At 42.4% G+C, this 22,386-nt stretch carries 16 protein-coding genes; 1 reads left to right on the top strand and 15 read right to left on the bottom strand.

Translation table 11 applies throughout. The features are described from left to right. Positions 1-5: 5 nt before the first annotated feature. The 12 genes from J7E32_RS17500 to J7E32_RS17445 all read right to left on the bottom strand — a co-directional run bounded on the left by J7E32_RS17500 (position 6) and on the right by J7E32_RS17445 (position 15,052). Complete coding sequence (locus tag J7E32_RS17500) at positions 6-2,240, bottom strand: alpha-galactosidase (protein ID WP_214909944.1); 2,235 nt, start codon at positions 2,238-2,240, stop codon at positions 6-8. Positions 2,241-2,251: 11 nt separating this feature from the next. Next, positions 2,252-3,076, bottom strand: a complete 825-nt coding sequence (locus J7E32_RS17495) for a carbohydrate ABC transporter permease (protein WP_214909937.1) — start codon at positions 3,074-3,076, stop codon at positions 2,252-2,254. Then, the gene (locus J7E32_RS17490; protein ID WP_214909935.1) at positions 3,073-3,927 is read right to left on the bottom strand and encodes a carbohydrate ABC transporter permease; all 855 of its coding nucleotides are present in this window, start codon (positions 3,925-3,927) and stop codon (positions 3,073-3,075) included. Before J7E32_RS17490 ends, J7E32_RS17495 begins: the two co-directional genes overlap by 4 nt. A gap of 628 nt (positions 3,928-4,555) precedes the next feature. Beyond that, positions 4,556-5,851 (bottom strand): ABC transporter substrate-binding protein, encoded by a 1,296-nt coding sequence (locus J7E32_RS17485; protein WP_214909933.1) that lies wholly within the window; start codon positions 5,849-5,851, stop codon positions 4,556-4,558. Positions 5,852-6,271: 420 nt separating this feature from the next. Continuing rightward, positions 6,272-7,207 (bottom strand): aldose epimerase family protein, encoded by a 936-nt coding sequence (locus J7E32_RS17480; RefSeq protein ID WP_214909931.1) that lies wholly within the window; start codon positions 7,205-7,207, stop codon positions 6,272-6,274. After that, the gene (galT, locus tag J7E32_RS17475) at positions 7,207-8,733 is read right to left on the bottom strand and encodes a UDP-glucose--hexose-1-phosphate uridylyltransferase (RefSeq protein ID WP_214909929.1); all 1,527 of its coding nucleotides are present in this window, start codon (positions 8,731-8,733) and stop codon (positions 7,207-7,209) included. Before galT ends, J7E32_RS17480 begins: the two co-directional genes overlap by 1 nt. A gap of 27 nt (positions 8,734-8,760) precedes the next feature. Continuing rightward, a complete protein-coding gene (gene galE / locus J7E32_RS17470; RefSeq protein ID WP_214909927.1) occupies positions 8,761-9,744 on the bottom strand; it encodes a UDP-glucose 4-epimerase GalE in 984 nt (327 codons plus the stop codon). Between the two features lie 219 nt (positions 9,745-9,963). Continuing rightward, complete coding sequence (locus J7E32_RS17465) at positions 9,964-10,761, bottom strand: hypothetical protein (RefSeq protein WP_214909925.1); 798 nt, start codon at positions 10,759-10,761, stop codon at positions 9,964-9,966. Between the two features lie 81 nt (positions 10,762-10,842). Continuing rightward, complete coding sequence (locus J7E32_RS17460) at positions 10,843-11,181, bottom strand: hypothetical protein (protein WP_214909923.1); 339 nt, start codon at positions 11,179-11,181, stop codon at positions 10,843-10,845. 37 nt (positions 11,182-11,218) lie between these two features. Then, positions 11,219-12,445, bottom strand: a complete 1,227-nt coding sequence (locus tag J7E32_RS17455) for a hypothetical protein (protein WP_214909921.1) — start codon at positions 12,443-12,445, stop codon at positions 11,219-11,221. Positions 12,446-12,741: 296 nt separating this feature from the next. Continuing rightward, a complete protein-coding gene (gene glpK / locus J7E32_RS17450) occupies positions 12,742-14,232 on the bottom strand; it encodes a glycerol kinase GlpK (protein WP_214909919.1) in 1,491 nt (496 codons plus the stop codon). Positions 14,233-14,503: 271 nt separating this feature from the next. Further along, positions 14,504-15,052, bottom strand: a complete 549-nt coding sequence (locus J7E32_RS17445) for a competence protein ComK (RefSeq protein WP_214909914.1) — start codon at positions 15,050-15,052, stop codon at positions 14,504-14,506. Between the two features lie 631 nt (positions 15,053-15,683). Here J7E32_RS17445 and J7E32_RS17440 point away from each other — a divergent pair. Continuing rightward, the gene (locus J7E32_RS17440) at positions 15,684-16,175 is read left to right on the top strand and encodes a sigma-70 family RNA polymerase sigma factor (protein ID WP_214909912.1); all 492 of its coding nucleotides are present in this window, start codon (positions 15,684-15,686) and stop codon (positions 16,173-16,175) included. Positions 16,176-16,489: 314 nt separating this feature from the next. On the opposite strand, the gene J7E32_RS17435 is transcribed toward J7E32_RS17440, so the two are convergent. The 3 genes from J7E32_RS17435 to J7E32_RS23350 all read right to left on the bottom strand — a co-directional run bounded on the left by J7E32_RS17435 (position 16,490) and on the right by J7E32_RS23350 (position 21,749). Continuing rightward, positions 16,490-16,756: an IDEAL domain-containing protein gene (locus J7E32_RS17435; RefSeq protein ID WP_214909911.1), complete on the bottom strand. Its 267-nt coding sequence runs from the start codon at positions 16,754-16,756 to the stop codon at positions 16,490-16,492. A gap of 178 nt (positions 16,757-16,934) precedes the next feature. After that, positions 16,935-20,546 carry an alpha/beta hydrolase-fold protein gene (locus tag J7E32_RS17430; RefSeq protein ID WP_214909909.1) on the bottom strand — a complete coding sequence of 1,204 codons (3,612 nt, stop codon included), beginning with the start codon at positions 20,544-20,546 and terminating at the stop codon, positions 16,935-16,937. A 495-nt stretch (positions 20,547-21,041) separates the two neighbouring features. Then, positions 21,042-21,749 carry a methyl-accepting chemotaxis protein gene (locus J7E32_RS23350; RefSeq protein ID WP_483297616.1) on the bottom strand — a complete coding sequence of 236 codons (708 nt, stop codon included), beginning with the start codon at positions 21,747-21,749 and terminating at the stop codon, positions 21,042-21,044. Between the last annotated feature and the right edge of the window lie 637 nt (positions 21,750-22,386).

Here is a 22,386-nt window from a genome sequence, read left to right as displayed (position 1 = left end):
CCCCTCTACTTTACTGCTTCCAGTTTCCAGACAACCGAACGGAAATCTCCTGCCAAGAATGTTCGTGGAGTATGGACCGTCCCGGTGTAAAAAGGAGGCAGCAACAATCCGATGTTGTTTAATTCCTCTCCGGTCATTTCAAGTCCGGTTTCATTGAATCTATATAATGTTGTTGGATTCAAGCCGTATACCTTTACCCGCTTCAGACCCGGGTTGGGTTTTGCCAGTGTACGGTAATAAGCAACAATTGCTTCTGATTGATCCTTTGCCACCACTGCCCATGAAGTGTCATTGCCTTCAAACGGGCTTAGGAGCCGGTAAAAATCACCCTTTTGGATCAAAGAACGATTTTCTTTGTAGAAGACGATCTGCTTCTTCATTTCTTCTTTTTCTGCATCCGTCATCTTTGTTACATCCAGCTCATACCCAAACATGCCAAACAAGGCCGTATTGAATCTCGTCTCCAACGGGGTGGTTCTTCCTGTCTGGTGGTTCGGCACACTGGATACATGGGCGCCCATCGTGCTCAGCGGATAGACGAGTGAAGTACCATACTGGATCTTCAGCCTTTCAATGGCGTCCGTGTTATCGCTGGTCCACGTTTGCTGCATATAGTACAGCATGCCTGGATCAAAACGATTTCCGCCGCTTGCGCATGATTCGAACAGAATATCCGGGAAAGTGGATACGAGCCGCTCCAATAATTCATATAAGCCGAGAATATAGCGGTGAGCCGTTTCCTCCTGCCGCTCTGGTGGCAGCTGGGCTGAACCAATCTCAGTCATGACGCGGTTCATATCCCACTTCACATAAGCAATCGGACCGGAACTAAACACCTTTGAAAGGGAATCGAACAGATAGTCCCTGACATCCTGCCTTGTCAGATCCAGGATGAACTGATTCCTGCCATGGCTTAAATGACGGTCCTGGACTCCAAGCACCCATTCCGGATGGTTCTCATATAGAGCACTTTTCTTCGAAATCATTTCTGGTTCGACCCAGATTCCGAACTTCATGCCATCCCGGCTGACTTTTTCAGAGAGGCCTTCAATACCATTTGGCAGTTTGTTTAGATCCGGTGTCCAGTCGCCAAGGGATGTTGTATCATTGTTACGTCCCTGAAACCAGCCATCATCCAGAACGAACAGCTCGACTCCGAGGCGATTGGCTTCATCAGAGATTGAGAGGATTTTTTCCTCGTTAAAATCAAAGTAAGTGGCTTCCCAGTTATTGATCAGCACCGGCCGCTCCTTGTCACGCCACACTCCCCTGACAAGCCTGTTTTGATAGAGGTCGTGGAAGCTGTGGCTCATGCCGTTAAGGCCGGCATCGGAATAGACCATCACTGCTTCAGGCGTTTGGAATGTCTCACCCGGCTCCAGTTTCCAGCTGAAATCGAAGGGATTGATTCCCATGAATACCCGTGATGTATCATAATGGTCCACCTGGACTCCAGCCGTGAAGTTCCCGCTGTAGACAAGATTGAAGCCATATACATCTCCTGAATGCTCATCCGCATTCACAGCTTTTAGAGCAAGGAAGGGATTGTTCTGTGAACTGCTTGTGCCGCGTTTGCTGTCGATCAGCTGGATCCCTTTGTGCAAACGATTGCTTTCGATATTCCGTTCACGAATCCAAGCACCACTCAAGTGCACTAAATCATAATCGGCATCGGGAAAATCAACGGACATGCTGAGCATTCTGTTGATTTTCAGTTCTTCTGTGCCGTTATTTTTCAAATTTGCATTCCGTAGAATCACATTCCGCTCATGGAATACCGTGTAGGAAAGCGTCAATTCTGCTTTTAGCTTCTGATCAACCAGCTTTATTACCAGGTTTTCGGCTTCATCATCGCTTTCAGTATAAACAGCTGGAAGGCCATCCAATGCCGGCTTTCCTTTTACCAGCTTGAATGAATCGTATTCAAAAAGAGTAACCCGGCTGCCATCAGGCTGTGACACCTGGATGGCAGGCTCCCTGAAGTCACCTGTTCCGTAGACAGGATACTCCTGCTTGAGGAACTCCAGTGAAAAATGCTGGTCGCCCTCAAATGTGAAAGTCGCATTTCCCAACGGTTCGTTCGGGAGCTGGAACAAGTAGGAAAAGTCCTCACGATGAGCTACCTTTTTTCCAAAGTACAGGTGGCCGGGCTGGCCATTTTCCATGATCCGAAAAATATAGCTGGTATTTTTACCTTGTAAATGAAATTGCTTCTTCTCTTCATTGATAAAAATCGGCATCTTTTTCCCCCCTACTTCACGGCGCTGCCGAGCATGCCTGAGATGAACTGGCGCTGAAGGACCAGGAAGAAAATGATGATTGGAACAGTCGCAAGTGTTACGCCTGCCATTACCTGTCCGTAGTCAATCCTGGAAAGACCGAATAAGCTGGAAAGAGCAACAGGGAATGTGTACATATCTGTTGATGACAGAGCGATCAATGGCCATAGGAAGCTGTTCCACTGGAACATGAACAGGAAGATCGCTGTTGCTGCCAGCGCAGGCTTCATGGATGGCAGGACGATGCTGTAGAAAATTTTCCACTCGCCTGCTCCGTCCATTCTTGCTGCCTCAATCAAGGAAGTCGGGAATGCGAGCATATTCTGTCTCATCAAGAAAATCGCGAATGGATATGCAAGGTTAGGCAGGATCAATGCCCAGTACGTGTTGAGCCAGCCTAATGCTGCCATCATTTTAAACAATGGAATGATCGTCGCATGATAAGGAATCATCATCGATAGCAGGAAAATCCCAAAAATCACATTGCGGCCTTTGAAATCAAACTTGGCAAATGCATAAGCTGCCATCGTTGAAATTAACAGCGCGAGAATCGTATAGATGCTTGCTGTGAACAGCGAGTTGAACATGACACGGCCGATGTCGATCGACTCGTTGAGATTCGTCAAGTTCTCCATCAGTTTCGTACCCGGAGTCAATACCGGCGGCTTGGAGAACATTTTTCCACTCTCATTCGTCGCCCCGATCGCTGCCCAGTAGAAAGGGAAAAGGGAGATCAATGAACCAATGGCTAAAGCAACATATAGGAATATTTTTCTAATCGAAGTTTGTTTTTTCATTCTTGATCACCTGTCACCTTAAATTGGATGAATGTCAGAATGCCGATCAGCACCACGATTACATAAGCAATGGTTGAAGCATAACCGAATTCGAAGTAACGGAAACCTGTCTGGTACAGGTACATCCCGATTGTCAGCGTTGAGTCACTCGGGCCGCCTTTTGTCAATGTGTATGGCTCGTCAAACAATTGCAGCGTTCCAATAGTCGATAGTACCGCTGTGAAAAGAATGACTGGCTTAAGCTGCGGAATGGTGATCGAGAAGAACTGCCTGATCTTCGAAGCACCGTCCATGCTTGCCGCTTCATAAAGCTCTTCCGGGATATTCTGCAATCCAGCCAGATAGATGACCATATTGTAGCCAACCCAGCGCCAAGTCATCGCAATGATCAAGGACGCTTTTGCCCAGAACGGATTTGAAAGCCATGGAATCGAATCAATGCCGAAAAGGTTCAGCACCTGATTGAAGATCCCGTCATTCATTAACATGATGGAAAAAATGATTGAGTATGCTACCAGTGAAGTGACCGCCGGCAAGAAAAACGTAACCCGGAATAATCCCTTTAACTTAAGGAGAGCCGAGTTCAGCAAAGTCGCAATCACGATAGCCAAAAATAACATAAGAGGAACTTGAATTATTAATAGAATAAAGGTGTTTTTAAGCGCGGTTAAAAAGATTTCATCCGAAAACAGCCGCTTGTAATTATCTAATCCAGAAAACTCCATCACACCGCCTGCACTCGTTTGGAAGCTTAGTATGAATGAAGAAATGATTGGATAAAGCATAAAGATGCTGAAGAATATCACAGCAGGTGCGATGAATAGGTATGGTACATATGCTTTCGTCTTCATCGATCATCCTTCTTTCTTTTTGGTTAAGCCCTTTCCGGGTGTGGCGATGGAAAAGAGCATTGAGACTTTTTGTAGGAGATGTTTTTAGACATTTGAACGCATTTACACTCTGAAATGTCTATTAAACTCGCTTTCTTGGACATTTTGAGCGTTCACACTCTCCGAAATGTCCATTAAAACTGCTTTCTTAGACATTTTGGCCGCATACACATTCTGAAATGTCTATTAAAACCACTTTTTTAGACATTTTGAGCATTCACACTCTCTGAAATGTCCATTAAAACTGCTTTCTTAGACATTTTGAGCGTTCAAACTCTCCGAAACGTCCATTAAACCTGATTTCTTAGACATTTTGGCCGCATACACACTCTGAAATGTCTATTAAAACCGCTTTTTTAGACATTTTGAGCTTTCATACTCTCCAAAATGTCCATTAAAACTGATTTCTTAGACATTTTGAATGCATACACACTCTGAAATGTCTATTAAACACGCTTTCTTAGACATTTTGAGCGTTCACACTCTCCGAAATGTCCATTAAAAGATTCCTGGAGAACCTTTATAAAAAACGAGAGACTTAGAAAGCCCCGACCTTCTGCCTCTAAATCTCTCATTTTGTTATTCATAATTAGTGTTTGTTGACTTCACGCTTTGTACGGTCTTTCAGACGTTTTGCTGCGTCTCCAAGAGCCTTCTCTGCATCTGTGCCGTTGAACGTATCAGCCTGCGCCTTGATTGCTTCATCAAGTCCTAAAGAGTAATCCTTAGTATAATAAGCAGTTGGTACGTCAGCCATTTCCTCAGTGAACAGCTTCCAGATTGCCTGGCCGCCGAAGAACTCATCTCCAGCTGTGAACAGGTCACTTTCGTATGCTGTGTTCAATGATGGGAATAAGCCGTGCTTTTCCATTGCCATTGTCTGGATCTCAGGAGTTGTTGCGAAATACTCTAGGAATTCGTAAGCTTCTTTCGCGTTCTTGGAAGCAGCAGGAATCATCCAGCTTGAACCTCCAAGGTTCGCTGCGCGGTTTCCGCCTTCTTCAAATGCAGGAAGCTGGAATACGCCCCAGTCACCTTTTGAATCTTTTGCCTGGTCGATGATTGTACCGTAGTACCATGCACCGAAAGGAATTGTTGCTACAGATCCATCAACCGTTGCAGAAACAACACCATTCCAGCCGTCAACGTCTTTGATCAGGCCAGCTTCATCGAATTTCTTCTGCATTTCCATTGCCTGGACTGCTTTCGGATGAGTAAGGTCAATATTGCCTTCTTCATCGTAATAGTAAACACCAAGCTGGTTCAGCATCATACGGAATGTAGGGTCATCTTTGAACTTATCAAGCGGCATTGCGAATGCGCCTGTCTTATCTTTAATAGTTTTTCCAGCTTCTAGGAAGTCATCCCAAGTCTGGATATCATCAGGGTTCACGCCAGCTTTTTCGAATACGCTGCGGCGGTAGAACATACCTGTTGGGCCAGCATCAAACGGCATTGCGTAGTAAGTGTCATTTACTTTTGCCATATCGTTCTTGAACTGAGGGAAAGATTCGCTATGCTTGTCGAAGCCTTCCTTTGATAGATCTAAAAATCCCTTAGGGAATGACTCAACATAGCCATGGATCCTGTCATCCTCAACAAGCACGATGTCCGGAAGTCCGACACCGCCTGCAGCAAGACCAGTTGAAAGCTTGTCATATACATCAAGACGTCCTATATCTTCTACTTTAAGTTCAACATTAGGATTTTCTTTTTTGAACTTCTCAGCAGCCTCGTTCAAAGCTCCGACGTTAACGTTCCACGCCCAAGCCGTGAGTGTTACTTTGCCATCTTCCCCTTTGCCGCCTGAACTATCGCTAGAACAGCCAGAAATCACTAATACAAATGCGGCAACGAGACTAAAAATAGTAAAAAGCTTTTTCATGCATTTTTCCCCCTCAACCGATTAAATTTAATTTCCCCCATATGCAGCAGCTTTCTAATAAGTTACTATTCTTTTTTTTCGGAATACAGAAAGCGTTTACATATCTTAGTTAAGATTTTAGTAAAATTTCACCGTTTAGTCAAATATTTTTTACTAAAATTTTTGTCGGATTTTAACTAGTTTCGCTTGGAGGACTTCTATATTTAGGATGAAAGTGCAATTATGCTTGTTTTTCAAGCAATTATCCTCGTTAACCGTGCAATTAGCATGAAGGATGGTGCAATTATGGCACTTAACTAAGAGAATGAATTTTCCAGCTTATAAATCACCTTTTGATAAATTCAAAAAAAAAGCCAGAATCACCCGGATTCTGACTTTTTTAGGGCATCATGAGATTATCTAGCACTTCTATTTCAAAAATCACTTGTCCAGCGTCGTAACTTTCATCTCGAACCACCACTTAGATTCCCCATTCGCCGGAATCTTGGAAACCTTCCTGATTTTATCAGCGGTATACACGTCATCATAAATGCCTGTGCATGGTTCGAGGGCGAAATTGTAATCACCCCGGTAACCTCCCTGTGTTTTCCATAAACCAAGGTATGGAACTTGTTCTTCCGGGAATCGGTATTCAAGCTGCGTACCTTGATCTGGCTGGACCGCTGCACACCAACCCTCGGGAAGTTTCGAAGTGAAGTAAAACTTTTCACTGGTTCTGTCTGTCGGCCCCTGTACCCTGGATAGATCCAGCTTTTTACCCGAATTCGACTGTGTCACTGGATAGGGATGCCGAGTTCCCCATTCACCTAAGTGTACGGTTTGATGTTCAACAGTCATGATCTGATTCAGTCCATCAGGTACTTTTATATAGGTTTCATCATTAAAATTCAAAAGCGAGTGCGGTGTCCAGATAAAGGCAAAGTCCTCTCCACCAAGATTGATAGCCTTATAGTTGAATTTCAGCGTATCCCCTTCCAGGCGGACTGTTTTTACGAGTTTATAAGGGAATTCCGGGCTAGCCACTTCCATCCTAAGACCGTTTCCATCCTCTTCTACATTCCATGGAAGTGCCCAAACCTCACCATGGTCTGGCACCACACTGCCGTTCAGCGGGTGAAAACTGCGATCGATGCTAGGAAACACTTCATCAAATCCGCTGGAATCATACTTGGAAAAATCCGCTCCGTATTCAGGGACACGGAGGATTTCTTCTTTGGCCTGGAAAAGCCATTCGTATGAAGCTTTTTTATCGTAAAAGCTTGCCAGCTTTCCGCCGTAACCAGGCAAAAATGTACACCTCAGGTGGTCATTTTCGAGGACTATCGCGTCTATGCCTTTAAAGATGGTCTTTTCCATTAAGATCGAACCTCCTCGAGCGACCTGACAAAACGCAGGAATGCCGCTTTCCCCTGTTCATTTCGTTTGAAGACTCCAGCATCTTCAAGTACACGGGCAAAAATACTGCCAATCTCTTCTTTTAAAATTTGATTGATGTCGTCAAGCTTCGGATTTCTCTCCAATAATGAGGCAGCCCATGCAGCATGCTTTTCCGTGAGTTCATCTGCTTTTATTTTTACCAAAGGATTTTCTCCACGCAGATACTCTACCAGCAAGGACATTTCTTCTTTCAATCGTCCCGGCAACACTGCCAGTCCCATCACTTCAATCAGGCCGATATTTTCCTTTTTGATATGATGGACATCCTGATGAGGGTGAAAAATTCCCAGCGGATGCTCATCGCTGGTGCGATTATTCCTTAATACGAGATCAAGCTCGAACTTGCCATTCCTGAAGCGGGCAATCGGTGTAACCGTATTATGGCGCTCGCCATTACTTTCGGCAAAGATGCCAACTTCTTCATCACTGTAGATTTTCCATGACTCAAGTATTTTACCACCTGCTTCGGAAAGAGCATGACGGTCCTCACCTCTGAGCCTAATTACCGACATTGGCCATCGGACAAGACCTGCTTCGACTCCAGGATATCCAGGCAAGCTGAATTTTTCCTCAAAAGGCGCATTGGCCATTGGGAACTCATGCCTTCCCGCCTGGAAATGATCATGACTTAAGATCGAGCCGCCGACAATCGGCAGATCTGCATTGGATCCAATAAAATAATGCGGAAATTGTTCGACAAAATGCAATAACCGGTCAAAACTGTCCTTCGAAATCTTCATTGGCCGATGTTCTTCAGACAGTAAGATTGAGTGTTCGTTGTAATATAAGTAAGGTGAATACTGCAGATACCATGTCTCGCCATTTACCTCTACTGGGATAATGCGGTGACTCTGACGGGCAGGATGGTTGATCCGTCCCGCGTAGCCAACATTCTCCTTGCAGAGAAGGCATTTAGGGTAATCGGAGCTTTGCAGATTCTTAGAAGCCGCAATCGCCGTCGGATCTTTTTCCGGCTTGGATAGATTGATGGTAATCTCCAGCTGTCCATAATCCGTCTCGCTGAACCACTGCTGGTTTTTGGCAATCCGGTCAGTGCGGATGTACAGAGTATCCTTGGATAGTTGATAGAAGTAATCCGTTGCGTGCTCAGGATCTTTTTCATTGTATCTGCTGTAAAATTCCTTGATCACCGATGACGGCCTGGGAACGAGGCAGCCCATAATTTTTGTATCCAGCAAGTCGCGGTAAGTGACGGAACCTGCCGGGATCAATTCCTGTTCTTCCGCCCAATCAAGCATCACACCAAGGATTTCAACAGGTGAATCCGCCTCTTCTGGTGGCGCCTCAGTTTCCTTCCATTCCGACAGTCCCAAAACTTCAAGTATCTGGTTGCGCGCAAGATCGACATCCCATTTTTCGATTAATTGCTTTTGCAGACCGTATTGAAGCAGCCGCTCTATCTCTGTAAAAATATTGATTGCCATGTCATCACCAGTCCTTTTCAACGAAGTTTAGTAGCCGTCCGGATGCTTTTGGAACCAATTCCAGGCACTTTCAATCATTGTTTCAAGTGAAGCATACTTTGGTTTCCAGCCAAGTTCAGTTGCTGCTTTTTCCGAAGAAGCAACAAGCCTTGCAGGGTCTCCCGCTCGTCTAGGGGCTACTTCATCCGGAATACTTTTTCCGGTTACCTTACGCGAAATCTCAATCACTTCCTTTACAGAGAAGCCGTTGCCATTCCCCAGATTATAAACAGAGCTCGAGCCACCCTCACGCAATCTCTGAATCGCGAGGATATGAGCATCCGCAAGGTCCGTCACATGGATATAATCCCTAATGCATGAGCCATCCGGAGTGTCATAATCATCCCCAAAAATCATGATTTTTTCACGTTTGCCCAACGCAACCTGTAAAACGATCGGAATCAGATGTGTTTCTGGCTGATGATCTTCCCCCAGTTTGCCATCAAGGTCAGCACCGGCAACGTTAAAATACCTGAGTACGACATGCTGGATGCCATAGGCTTGCTCAGACCATTTCAGCATCTTCTCGATTGCCAGCTTAGTTTCTCCATAAGGATTAGTCGGATTCGTCTGTAGCGTCTCTGGAATCGGCACCTGGTCAGGTTCTCCGTAAACTGCTGCCGTGGATGAGAAAACAATTTTCTTCACATTGTATTTTGACATCGCTTTCAGAAGTGATATTGCGCCTCCGACATTGTTGTCGTAATACTTAAGCGGATTTTCAACACTTTCACCCACAAGCGAGTCTGCTGCGAAATGCACGACCGCATCAATTTGATTTTCAGTGAAGACCTGATCAAGGAAGGCAGGATCCCTTAAATCCCCTTCAAAAAACTTAGCTTCACTCATTAAGGCTGCTTTATGCCCTTTTTGTAAATTATCGATGATCACAACTTCTTCCCCGCGCTTCAGAAGCTCCAATACAGTGTGGCTGCCAATATAACCCGCGCCGCCAGTTACCAAAACTGCCATGACAATCCCTCCCGGTAAAATTTCATTATATTTTACTAAAAATTTTACTACTTTTTCATTCGTTTATCCACCATTGATTATACAACAAATGGCGCCTGCTAGACGGAATAAGAAAAGCGCAAGTGTCTCGTTTAGCCCTGACAAGCGCTGGAGCTGGACAATTCTCGAAGCATACTTTCTTATCTCACAAGAAAAGGAGCCATTTTCGGCTCCTTACGTCTATAATGCTGAAGCTATTTGTCCTACCCCATCAAGCATGTTTTCCCAGTCTTCATAAGACTGCAATTGAATCTGGACAGGTCTCTCTGCATCGTCTGTGTATTCCACCACCCATATCCCTTTTGAGGAGGGCAGGAAGAACAGGATATTCGTAAGCATTGGGTCAGCTTCCAGGGTAGGAAGATTGAACATCGATATATTATTCAGTGACCATGTCTTCGCATCCAGAGCATTTGTGAACTCATTAAGAGCTTCCTTTTCCTCTAGGGACAAATATGTATGAGCGTCAAGTCTTGATAGATTACTTTTATCACTTAGAAAATCAAAATCCTGCTCAGTTAATTTGAATGACATGCCATCTGTATAAGAAATATTCGAAAAAGAATAATATTCTCTAATATGTGATGGAAGTTCTTCTGAAGTTATATAAGCAAATTCATGGATGATATCCCGGTCGATCAAGTGGGAAAGCCAGGTGTCGTCATTAATTTTATGAATCATTAATATGTGCTGGTCCGGTACGTGTGAACAACGGATCATCCATTGTGATTCTACATAGGATTTAATAAAGGCTTCCATCTCCATGCTGATTGGAGCTTCGTTATTCGCTTCTCTTTCATAGTCCCATATTTGTTTCAGCATTAATTGATGGATCGTAGCCTGCATGACTGATTCCCACTTTTCAGGTGTCAGACCATCCATAGAAGATTCAGCTATTCCTTTACCTACTGCCGGATAACCGCAAAATGTCACTAATAATGCCAGTTCTTCCGTTGTACACGCTAAAAGAGGCTTCATTCCTTTCACATCCTTCTAATAATATCTAAATTAAATCAAGAAAAAGTCTGTTGATTTGCGCTCTATAGAAAATAGTTCTAGCTATAGAAAGATCGCACGTAAAAGAATACTAACAATATTGAAAATGATGACTCCAGCAAGGCCGAAAAGAATCAAAAATAGAAGCATAAGAATCTTTCTGATTAACCAATTGACCTTGTATAATTTTTTGTACACAAACGGACCTATTCCTGCTGTGACTGTAAGCAGGGTATTAATGGTCTTTTCATAGAGTGTTGATGGTTGTTCAAAAATGCCCCACTCATAATATTCAATCATGACTCTCCCCACTAAAAGGACTGCCATACCGTACCCGCTTTGAAAGACAAACCACATTGCAATTGTTTTCTCTATAAAAAATATTACTTCTTCGGCATTCATATAAACGATATCCACCTTTACTAGTATTCTAGCAATTTTAGTTGAACCAGCTTTTTATGGACTTATTCCACCCATCAACTTTTGACTTTAAATAATCACCAGCCACTTTTCCAGCCCGTCCTCCATAATCCTTTATTTGATCCCCAAATTTCACACTGACCAGACCACCTACAAACCCTCCGACCGCTCCTCCTACAACAACACCAACCGGACCACCCAAACTGCCAATCATAGCACCAGCTTTAGCTCCCGTTCCTATGGCTGCCATGTCTAAGGCAAGACCGCCGAAGGATCTTCCTAGACTCTCTCCAAATCCTTTATTATTGTTAATTGAACTATTAAACTCTGCAACACTAGCAGCGAAAGTAATCCCCGTACTGACAACAGGAATTCCTCTCCCAACCTTAGCGAACCCCTTCGCTTCAGCCGCGGACTTTAACACGCCCTTTGTTCCCATTTCAATTCTTTCATGGACAGACTTCATTAAATATTCCGCTCTCATGAAATTGGCGTTCTTCGGGAAGCCTGCCACATGTTTGAGAACAGCTGATGGATTATTGTAGGAGGATACGATTTTGTGCAGTTGTTTTGCTACAGGGTTGGTTGGTGTTGATTTTGCAAAGTCATACAAGAATTTAGCCGTTTTCGAGCTGTACTTCCCTTTGCTGGTCCATGATGCATCCGCACCGACAGAAAACTTATATCCTCCTTTTAATTTTTGCCAGAGTGAAGGTTTTCCGCCAAAGTAATGAATTCGCAGCTTTTTGCCAACAGTAAATGCCGTTGCCATTGAAGTCAGTTGTGAGCCTATAAGTGCTGCATCCATCAATCCCATCTTTTCATTAAGTGTACCAAAGTAACTTAGTATTTCATCAAAGGTTGATTTTTTCTTATCTACTTTTGTCACTGCTTTATCTATGGCTTTGGCGACGGAGTTGTTCCCGGCAGATAAACCGAATCCTTTATTCCATGAAGAAACAAGTGTAACAGCCCTCTTGTTCACATTATTTTCTGCAGATGTATAGGAATGAACTGATTGGTTAACGAATGAGCTCAGCTCATTCAATCTTTGTTCTATCCTTCCCAGGGAACTGCCTGCTTTGGCAAGGTTTGCACTGATTCCGCGACGCGATGAGATTCTTCCATCCAGGCTTCCTTTTACCCGGGATACACCAAGCTGCAGCTGTCCGACCTGTGTTGCAAGCCGCCTGACCTCTGGATTAATACCTTGAATAAAAACACCTTTAAATTTTATTGACTGCATACTTCTCAAGGCACCCCTTTATTATTAAATAGAAAATTAAGGTAATTAACATTAATATCCTACATTATTGATGCCTCCGTCAAATGAAAGCCAATAATGTAAAGTCCTTTTAATCTTATCCTTAAAGGAATGACCTTCAAAAGTGCCATTGGTCCATTATTCGAGGCCATGTACTCAAGAGAGTTTTTTACAATTACCATAAAACTTATTAAAATATTCCTCTGAATAGAAAAAGACCAAAAAGCACTTTCCAAGCTCTTTGGTCTTTATATTATTGGAAATGGTTCATCCCGGATTTACTTAAATGCCATCGCAGCATTGACGGCTTTTTTCCAGCCGCTGTACAACTGATTCCGGTCCTCTTCAGTCATCTTCGGTTCAAATGCGCGATCAATCGCCCACTGGGAAGCAATTTCCTTCTGATCTACCCAATATCCAACCGCGAGTCCAGCCAGATAGGCGGCACCCAGAGCGGTCGTCTCGTTGACAACAGGTCTCTCGACAGGGACATTAAGGATGTCACTCTGGAAATTCATCAGGAAGTTGTTTTTCACAGCACCGCCATCAACTCGCAGCGTTTTCAGTTCGATTCCTGAGTCTGCCTCCATCGCGGCAAGCACATCCCTTGTCTGGTAGGCCAGTGATTCTAGGGTAGCCCGGACAAAGTGTTCCTTGCTCGTTCCGCGAGTCAGACCGAAGACTGCGCCTCTTACATCGCTGTCCCAGTAAGGTGTTCCGAGGCCGACAAAAGCAGGCACTACATAAACACCCTCTGTTGAGTCGACACTATCGGCATACTTCTCGCTATCGCTCGCATGCTTTAGCATTCTCAATCCGTCCCGGAGCCACTGAAGCGCTGATCCGGCAACGAATATACTGCCTTCGAGCGCGTATTCCACCTTGCCGTTCAAACCCCAAGCAATTGTCGTCAATAAACCGTGTTCAGACTTTACCGCCTTTTCACCTGTATTCATCAGCATGAAACAGCCTGTGCCATACGTATTTTTTCCCATGCCTTCTTCAAAGCATGCCTGCCCGAACAGAGCAGCCTGCTGGTCACCAGCAGCTCCTGCGATCGGGATTTCCTGCCCGAAAAAATGATGTGGTGCCGTTTTGGCATAGACCTCAGATGATGGGCGAACCTCCGGCAACATGGTAGCTGGTACTCCAAGGATATCGAGGAGCTCTTCGTCCCACTTGAGGTCATGTATATTGAACATTAGCGTGCGCGAGGCATTGCTGTAGTCTGTCACATGCGCTTGGCCTCCAGATAGCTTCCAGATCAGCCAAGTATCGATTGTCCCAAATATTAGCTTTCCTGCTTCCGCTTTCTCCCTCGCACCATCAACATGATCAAGGATCCATTTCACTTTCGTCCCTGAAAAATAAGCATCAATCAGGAGTCCCGTTTTTCCGCGAAAAAGGTCATTGTGGCCGGCAGCTTTCAACTCATCACAAATCTGACTCGTTTGCCGAGATTGCCAGACAATCGCATTATAGACAGGCACTCCCGTTTCTTTATCCCAGACAACCGTCGTTTCCCGCTGGTTCGTGATCCCGATTCCAGCTATTTGTTCGGGTTTAACATTCGATTCCGAAAGAACACTCGCAATGACCGACAAAATCGAACCCCAAATTTCATTCGCGTTATGTTCGACCCAGCCTGGCTTTGGGAACAATTGAGTAAATTCTTTTTGTGCCACATGGACAATCTCACCCTTTTTATTGAAAAGAATAGCCCGCGAGCTTGTCGTGCCCTGATCCAATGATAAAATAAATTTTTCCATTCCTGTTCCTCCCCCTAATCGAAAAGAGGAGAACCCCTACAGAAACTGCCCCAGCAACAGGATTTGTCTGTGTGATTCTCCCCGACTCCATCACGATTATTAACTTACTAGCAGTATACATTACACAGAAATCGCTTTCAATGATTTTTGTGTCGGACTACATTTTTTTCCACTCTTCTGATGCTCTCTCATTTAACATAAAGGTCTAAATAAAAAAAATTGGGGTAAGATGCTGCTGCATAAGGGTATGATTAGCCCTTAAATTTTACTTCTACTTAAGCGTATACCGCTTTACCCCTTCTCCCTCGATCATCTCAATCCCTTTCTTTTGTTCTACATAAAAGGTCAGAGGTCCTTTTGAGTTCTTGGTCATCTTTTCTCTTAATTCTTCTGCTTTTTTCCTTTTTTGATTAAAGGAGGATTCTTTCATTTGGATGACGACTTTATGGCCATAACTCAATTCTACTTCTGTTCTGCGTATTCCCAGTGCTTTTGTGCCTTTTACATGCATCAAAGAGAACCAGATGCAGAAATCATCATTGTATGACTTGGTGGGGAATAGCCAGATTCCTAGATTACAGTTAACCTTAATCGGGCACATGCTGACATCTCCCAGCAGTCTTCTTGCACTTTTACGCCCTGCTTTAAAATCCGAGCCCACCCCAATCATCGTTTCATTGATGATTTTTAAAGGTTTCATATCAACCAGGAATGTGTCTTCACCTTGGATCACCCTGGCGTATAGCTTTCCGTTAACATTATATTCTCCAGTCAATAACACTGATTCTTCGTTGAGTATGTAATTCGTTAGCACGTCCATTCTTTCCTCTCCTCATAAAATCTATTGATTATTTGATTAGAAAAGGTATACTAACATAGTTGGTATACCCAACACTCGTCCTCGGGAGTCCGCCAAGACATTTTCCCCGAGGGCTTCTTTATTTTTTATTATGTTACTCCACATCACTCCCATTAACCCCCACTGGTATTATTATATAAATTTTTCCTTTTATAAGTAAATCTGCATTGTTCCTGTCTAAACACATTAGAACTTATGGAATATTGCAAAGAAAATGTTTTTTCAGTATAATATATGGTTTTTTAAAAATATCTCTTCAATTAGCGATATATTTCTCAAATTTCCCTCTGAAAACCCCTCATTTCTTATCTATTAATAGTGCTAACATTTCCTATAAAACCTATAAAAAATATTTTCTTTGCTGGACAAATAATATTCACATTTTAAGGTAAAACTCAATTTTGCACTCTTTATTTATTAAATTGTCTAATAACTTTTGAAAATTGATTTTTGGATGCTAAACAGGCTGTTTATTGAGCTATTTTGTATCCAAAATTGTTTTTTCAGGATTGGCTCAACTCCCACTTTCAAAGGTATCTTAAAGCTACCCGGGAATATAAGTCAGTCGCGCGCGATCCAGGAAGGATTGCAAATGGACAATTTTGATCTATTAGCCAAACAGTATGAACCTATGATTCACAAAATTATAAGGACCTTGCATATCTATAAAAATCAGAAAGAGTATTTCCATATTGGACTGGTAGGGCTTTGGGAAGCAGCTGAAGCTTTTGATCCGGTTAAAGGGGAATTCTCAAATTATGCCTATAGCTATATAAAAGGGCAAATCCTGAATGAAATGAACCGCAACAACCGGTTGGAAGAGCGGAGCATACATCCTAAAGAAGAATACTGGGAGTCAGTCGAAGAAACAAATGCAGACCAACCGCTTGAAATCGAATTTCTGCTCAGCTATTGTCATGGTTTAACTGAAAAAGAAACAAAGTGGGTTATCTACACTTGCGTTGATTTATTGTCCGTCAAAGAAATTGCTGAAAAAGAGCATGTGTCCTTGTCAGCAGTCAAACAGTGGCGAAACGGAGCTAAAAGTAAGCTAAAGGAGCAATTATTGCAGATTGTTGATTAATACTGGCTGCTGAACTACTGAGAAAATCCTTTTATTGGCGGAGTTCACAATTTTATTGGCGATAATAAAAATTTATTGGCGATTTTCAGATTTTATTGGCGAAATCCTCCTCTTTATTGGCGAAAAGCAAGATATATTGGCGAACTGGAAATTTCACTCGATTTCTTCCAGTTATTAATGAAGATGAAGGAACGACGATGAAATCTAGAGCACGACCTTTTGCGAAGGAAAACATTTATAAATAAAAGCCTGAAACCATTCATTTCATTTGGTTTCAGGCTTTCTATATTATCCAAATACCCATCCATTTCACCTTACAAAGCATCCTTCCAGTTCTCCGAAGTCAAATCCATGAATCTTTCCTTGTCTTTATTGGCTAGAGCAAGGTCGATTTCTTCCATTCTTTTTTTCTCCAAAAACTCATTCTGAACTTTTTGAATGATCGTATTTGCTCCATCCGTATACCTTGTCTTTTCTCGTAACAGAATCAGTTCAGTATTATCTGTATCATGAACGGCGTCCATGTACATATTCAAGTTCATTTCTTGTTTATAAAAGTTAGAGTTCTTGTCATTTTTCATTACAATCCCTGCCTTCTGTTTGGGTTTGGTTATTAGTTAGTATTTACCCGATTTTACAGAAAAATAACTTATCAAAGCAAATTGAGATGTTATATGAGGAGCTTTTGGAACACATAGCGAAACAACCATCCGCCTAAAAGGTTAATGGTTGTTTCGCTTAAAGGTAATATGGACATCTTTAATTTCTAAAATGTTCACTGTGATGCTTGAATGATTTTACAATGGAGCCTGTGTAGAATTCACTGTTGTGATTTCCGCTTCTGATTTCGAATTCATGCGGCACCCCTACTGATTTCAAATAGTGATGCAGGTCAATTGCCGGGATGTCGAACTTGTAGAAGTCCTCGTCTCCGCTATCAAAATAGAACGATAGTTCACGCAGTTTCTCTGGATCAGCATTCTTCACGAGCTGAATCGGATTTTTGCCTGCGACCGTGCTGCTTAACGCTCCCATATGGCTGGCGAACGATGTGAACAAGTCTGTGTTTTGCATGCCGATCACATACGCACCGAAACCGCCCATTGAAACTCCGGAAATTCCGCGTTGATTCTTATCAGCGATGGTTCTGTAAGTTTGATCGATGTATGGGACCAAATCCTTTGTGACCATATCCATCCACTGGCTGCCGTTTTCCTGATTGACCCACCAGCTCATCCCGTCAGAGTCAGGCATGACGACGATCATTTCACCTATTTCTTTTCCGGCAATTGCCTGGTCAAGGATCAGGTCAACCTTATCCAATTCGAACGCAGAGCTGTCACTCTGGAATTGATGAAGCAGATAAACGACTGGATACTGCTTATCACTGTTTTCATAGCCTTCAGGCAGATAAACACGGGCTGTCTTTTCTGCACCCAGACTTCCAGAATAATAACTGTCCACGAAAAATCTCTTTTGGTTTCCCGTCTCCAAGACAACCCCATTTTCAAAGGCAAAATGGTTCGACATGCTCTCCTCTTTTAAAATCTCTGTGGATCCATCAGCTTCTCTTCCTTTTACAACTAGATTGCCCTCAAGCAGTAGTTGTTCTCCGTCAATATAGACCTGGAGTTTATCAGCTTCTGCAACTACTTCGTCCTTAGCAAACCAATCTTCAATACGTTTGATAAGGTCCTTCTTCTTTTTGCCATCATTGAAGTAGTTTGCTGAGATGGTTTTGCTGAATCCCTCAAGATCCTTTTCATTCAAAGCTGTAATTTGTTCTACGAAAAGGTCCTTAACTTGCTGTTCGACTGCTGCATCTGGCTTTTCATATGGAAGGCCTTTGGCTTTTCTCAGGGATATTTCCGAATAAAGTCCGATTGGACCGGAGTATAAGCCCCCATCACCATTGTTATCAAAGAGTCTGATCGCAATTTTGTTTGTCTCTCCAGGCTTTAAAATTGAATCAGCAAGTTTATATTTTCTCAGTTCTGCCCAATGTGATTGCTTAAACTCACCATTTTCCATTCCTGTGCTTCCAACCAATTGGCCGTTAACATAAATCTCGTCTGCATCATCAATCTTTCCACCTAGCAGAGTCAAACCACTGGCCGGGAATTGTTCCGGCAGCTCAAATTCCCTTACATACCAAGCACCACCGTTGTAGCTTTGGATGTTTTCGTATCCGCCGAAACCGTTTTTCCACCATTCCAGTCCAGGCTGAACTACTGACCATCCATTCGTATCAGCAGAATTTCCATCTACCGGGCTACTCGGTTCATCATCAAGCTTGAACTTCCAATCACCAAGCAGGTCAAAATGGGCCTCGCCATCAGCCATAACGACCTGGCTGACCATGATCAGCGGCCTGCTGGAGATATCGATATTTTTGCCGAGAAGAGATAGAGATAGTTTCACTGTGAAATTCTGAGATTCTTTTAATTGTTCCGTCGGGATTGAAAACTCTCCCGTATATCCTTTTGCCTGAGCTTCCGGGATCTCTTTGGTCTCTTTATAAACTACCTGCCCTTGAGGGTCATCAACCTGCAGAGAGATAGCCATTGGAACTTTCGCACTTTCCCCAGAATACTTCTCAATATCCTCACCGACTGAAACGGTATATTGTGCTGCTACCTCGGTTTCATCACTGCTTACAGCCTGGGGGCTAACCTTCAAACTGCCGCTGGCAAGTGATTTGGTAAAATGGCTGCTGTGCATCACAAAGGACTTATCCATCGATGCTAAATAAAACTCGCTGTCATGCCCGCCCGCGCGTGTGCTGTACTGATGCGGAATATTATAATTCCTAAAATACTTATGGATATCGTTCGTTGAATTTGCCCTTGATGTCAAAGCATCTTCCGTACCGCCATCAAGGTAGAAAGAAAACTGTTTTAGTTTTGTAATTGCCGCATTTGGATCTTCCTCTTTTTCATTTAAACTCTTAATTAGCTTAAGAGGATTCTGCCCTTCAAACTCAAAACTCAATGCTCCCATATGACTGGCTATCGAGCGGAAAAGCTCAGGATGGTTCAGACCGATCACATAGGCACCAAACCCACCCATAGATACACCGGAAATGGCACGGAAATTCGGATCATCAATTGTGCGGTACATGCTGTCGACCTGCGGTACAAAATCCTCGGTGATCAAGTCCATCCATGGCTCATTTGGTTTGTTGACATACCAGCTGTTTCCGGATGTATCTGGCATTACAACGATCATCTTTTGTATTTTGCCCTCTTCCATCCACTTGTCGAGCTTCTGATTAAGCTGATCAACCTCGTACTGCTGACTGGAACTTCCATACTGATGTAAAAGGTATACGACAGGATACTGTTCCTTGGACTGTAAATATCCGTCTGGTAAATAAACCCGGTAACTCATTTCCTTTTGGAACGAGTCAGAGTAATAAGTATCCTGATAGAATCGGCTTTGATTTCCAGTTTCGTAAAAATCCCCATCTTTTTTAGTAAAAAAACGCTCCTGTTTTTCATCCACTAATGTCTTATTCTGTCCGGTTTGCTTTCCGGAAATCGTTCGATAGGTTGATAAAATGTAAGTATCTCCGTCTTTAAAAACGACTGTACGTTCATCCCTTTGATCAATCACATCGTATTCATCCGTCCAGCGTTCTACAAGACTATGCTGTCTCTCTTTGTCATATCCGTCATGGAAAAATGCATCTGAAAAAGTTTCAATATATGAATCGAGCTTCTTCGTTTCAAGGAAACGCTGTTGCGCCTTAACAAACTTCAGGAGCTGCTTTGTTTCCTCTTTATCCGCAAGTTGGTTCGGAAGCCCTTTTTCTCCTCTTAAAGCCGTTTCATTGAAGATTCCTAACGGCCCCTCATAGATTCCTCCGCCACCGCCGGCATTATAAACTCTTACAGCCAATACATTTTCTTTCCCATACTTAAGCATTGAAGCGGGAAGCTCGTACTCTCTGCTTTGTGACCAGAAGGATTCGTTGAACTGCCCATCTTCAAAACCAGTCGAAGCAAGAAGCTTGCCGTTCAGGTACACTTCATCTCCATCGTCTATCTTCCCAAGCGCAAGTGTTAATACATCCTTAGAAAAACCTTTTGGGACAACAAATTCTGTCCGGTACCAGGCAAAAGAATTCTCCGGGAAATCCGCGCCACTCAAAAAGCCTGTACCAGGTTTTAAAGTCTTCCAATTCGAATGATCATAATCCATTCTTGAATATTCCTCTACATTATCTCCGAGGGTAAAAAACCAATCTCCTGACAGATCAAGCTTGCCATTCTCACCGGTTTCACCATCAAATGCAACAACACTTGATGGAATTAATGAACATAGCAAAATAGCAATCGACAACCATGAAACGAATTTCTTATTCTTCATAAATACCCTCCCAATGAATTTTAAAAGCGCTACTAATTTCGTAAAATTTTACTAAATTATTCATGTAAAATTAGTTAATTTTAGTAAACGCTTACAAAACGGATTATAGCACGAATACTTCGAATAGCGTAATAATTTCGACAAAAATAGAATGGATTCGGGAAAATACTACTAGGGAATCATGATATTAAAGAGGAACTGAGAAAGAGGAATCATACAGAAGCAGCCTAATGAATTCTGATTCCCATGTTGTGAGAATGTCCGGATAATCTTGAAAGGTATTTTTTGCCTATATAAGAACTTCTTATGTATCTCTAAAAGCTCTGTAACCATTATAAGTCTCAACAACCCCTAAAATGGCGAATGTCTAGTCGGATAGACCAATAAAAAACAGTTTGCAAGAAGAATCTTACAAACTGCTTTTAACCTTTTTAAGATTTTCACTTTTTCAGAGTAGTGCTAGTCGGTTTCTCATTCTGACAAGAAATTAGGTTATTACTCTTCTTCTGATTCCTGCAAGATATTGGTTGCATTGACTGTTGTACTTTCCATTGATACTGCAATTTTTGAGCTATCGCTAGTCAATGTTTCTACTGTAGCACTCATTTCTTCCAGACTTGCACTAGCTTGTTCCAGAATTGCTGCTAATTCCGCGGTCGATTTTTGGACATTTGCACTATTGCTAACTACTTCTTCCGATAACTTTTCGGTCTTATCTAAGTCAGTATTGATCCTTTCAAAACTACTGGATATTTCCTCGAAAAAATGAACAATTTCTCCAGAAGAATTTATCATGGCACCAATTTTATCTTCGCTGGTCCCCATTTTCGATAGGGTGGTCTCATTATCCTTACTTACTTCAGATAAATTAACGGTAATATTTTGAGCTGTGGTATTAGTGATTTCTGCAAGTTTTCTTATTTCCTCAGCAACAACTGAAAAACCTCGGCCAGCTTCACCTGCTCTAGCAGCTTCGATTGAAGCGTTTAATGCTAATAAATTCGTTTGTTCGGAAATTTGCTTAATGGCATCCGAAAAAGAGCTTGTCTCTTTGATTTTATTACTCAAACTATTAAACATAAGATTTAGATCCGATATAAACGCTTGTATGTCCTTTACGTCTTTGTTGAACAACAACACTTTTTTTCCACCAGAAGTTGTAATCTCTTTTGTCTGCAGAGCATCTTTAGCCAAATTCTTCATCATCTCTTGTAATTGGAGCATTACTTCAAGTGAGACTTCTGCACTTTCAGAGATGGAATTAATTTGCTCGCTTTGCTGCTGGCTTCCAACAGATACCTCATTAATGACTTGCTTTATCTCGCTTTGTGCCATTAGATTGCTTTGTATATGCTTATTTGTATCTGATACATCTTTCAGTATTTTTCTCATGTTGATCTGTATAAATTCCTTCTGCCTTTTTTGTTCTAAGGCATTTTCTTCAGAGTTAAGAATTAGGTTATTTATTGTTGTGGTTTGCTTTTGGTTAAGGTGAACAATCACATATAAAAGTATTCCGGATAAAACATAAACTAAAAAAGTAGTCGGGGCATTTGCCTGGATTGTTTCAATTTCCTTCGTACCTGATATGTGAGTGATAATTAATGGAATAAAACCTAAGACATACCCCATTATAAATACTTTTTTGTTTAATTGAACAACTGAAAAGATTGCCATAAAAAATGAAATAATTAAAATTGACCATCCTCCACCAGTTAAATAACCTCCAACTGTAGTAAAGAACAAAGCCATACCAATGCCGATATAAGGGAATAACCAATATTTCTTAAAGAATCTTTGAACTAGAAGAAAAGCCAATGTAAAGAGGAGTAGCTCAGAG

The sequence above is a fragment of the Bacillus sp. ISL-55 genome (genome assembly GCF_018613155.1).
Taxonomy (GTDB): Bacteria; Bacillota; Bacilli; order Bacillales; family Cytobacillaceae; genus Mesobacillus.
Note: the sequence above shows the minus strand (reverse complement) of the source record. Positions and strands in the feature narration are given on the sequence as shown.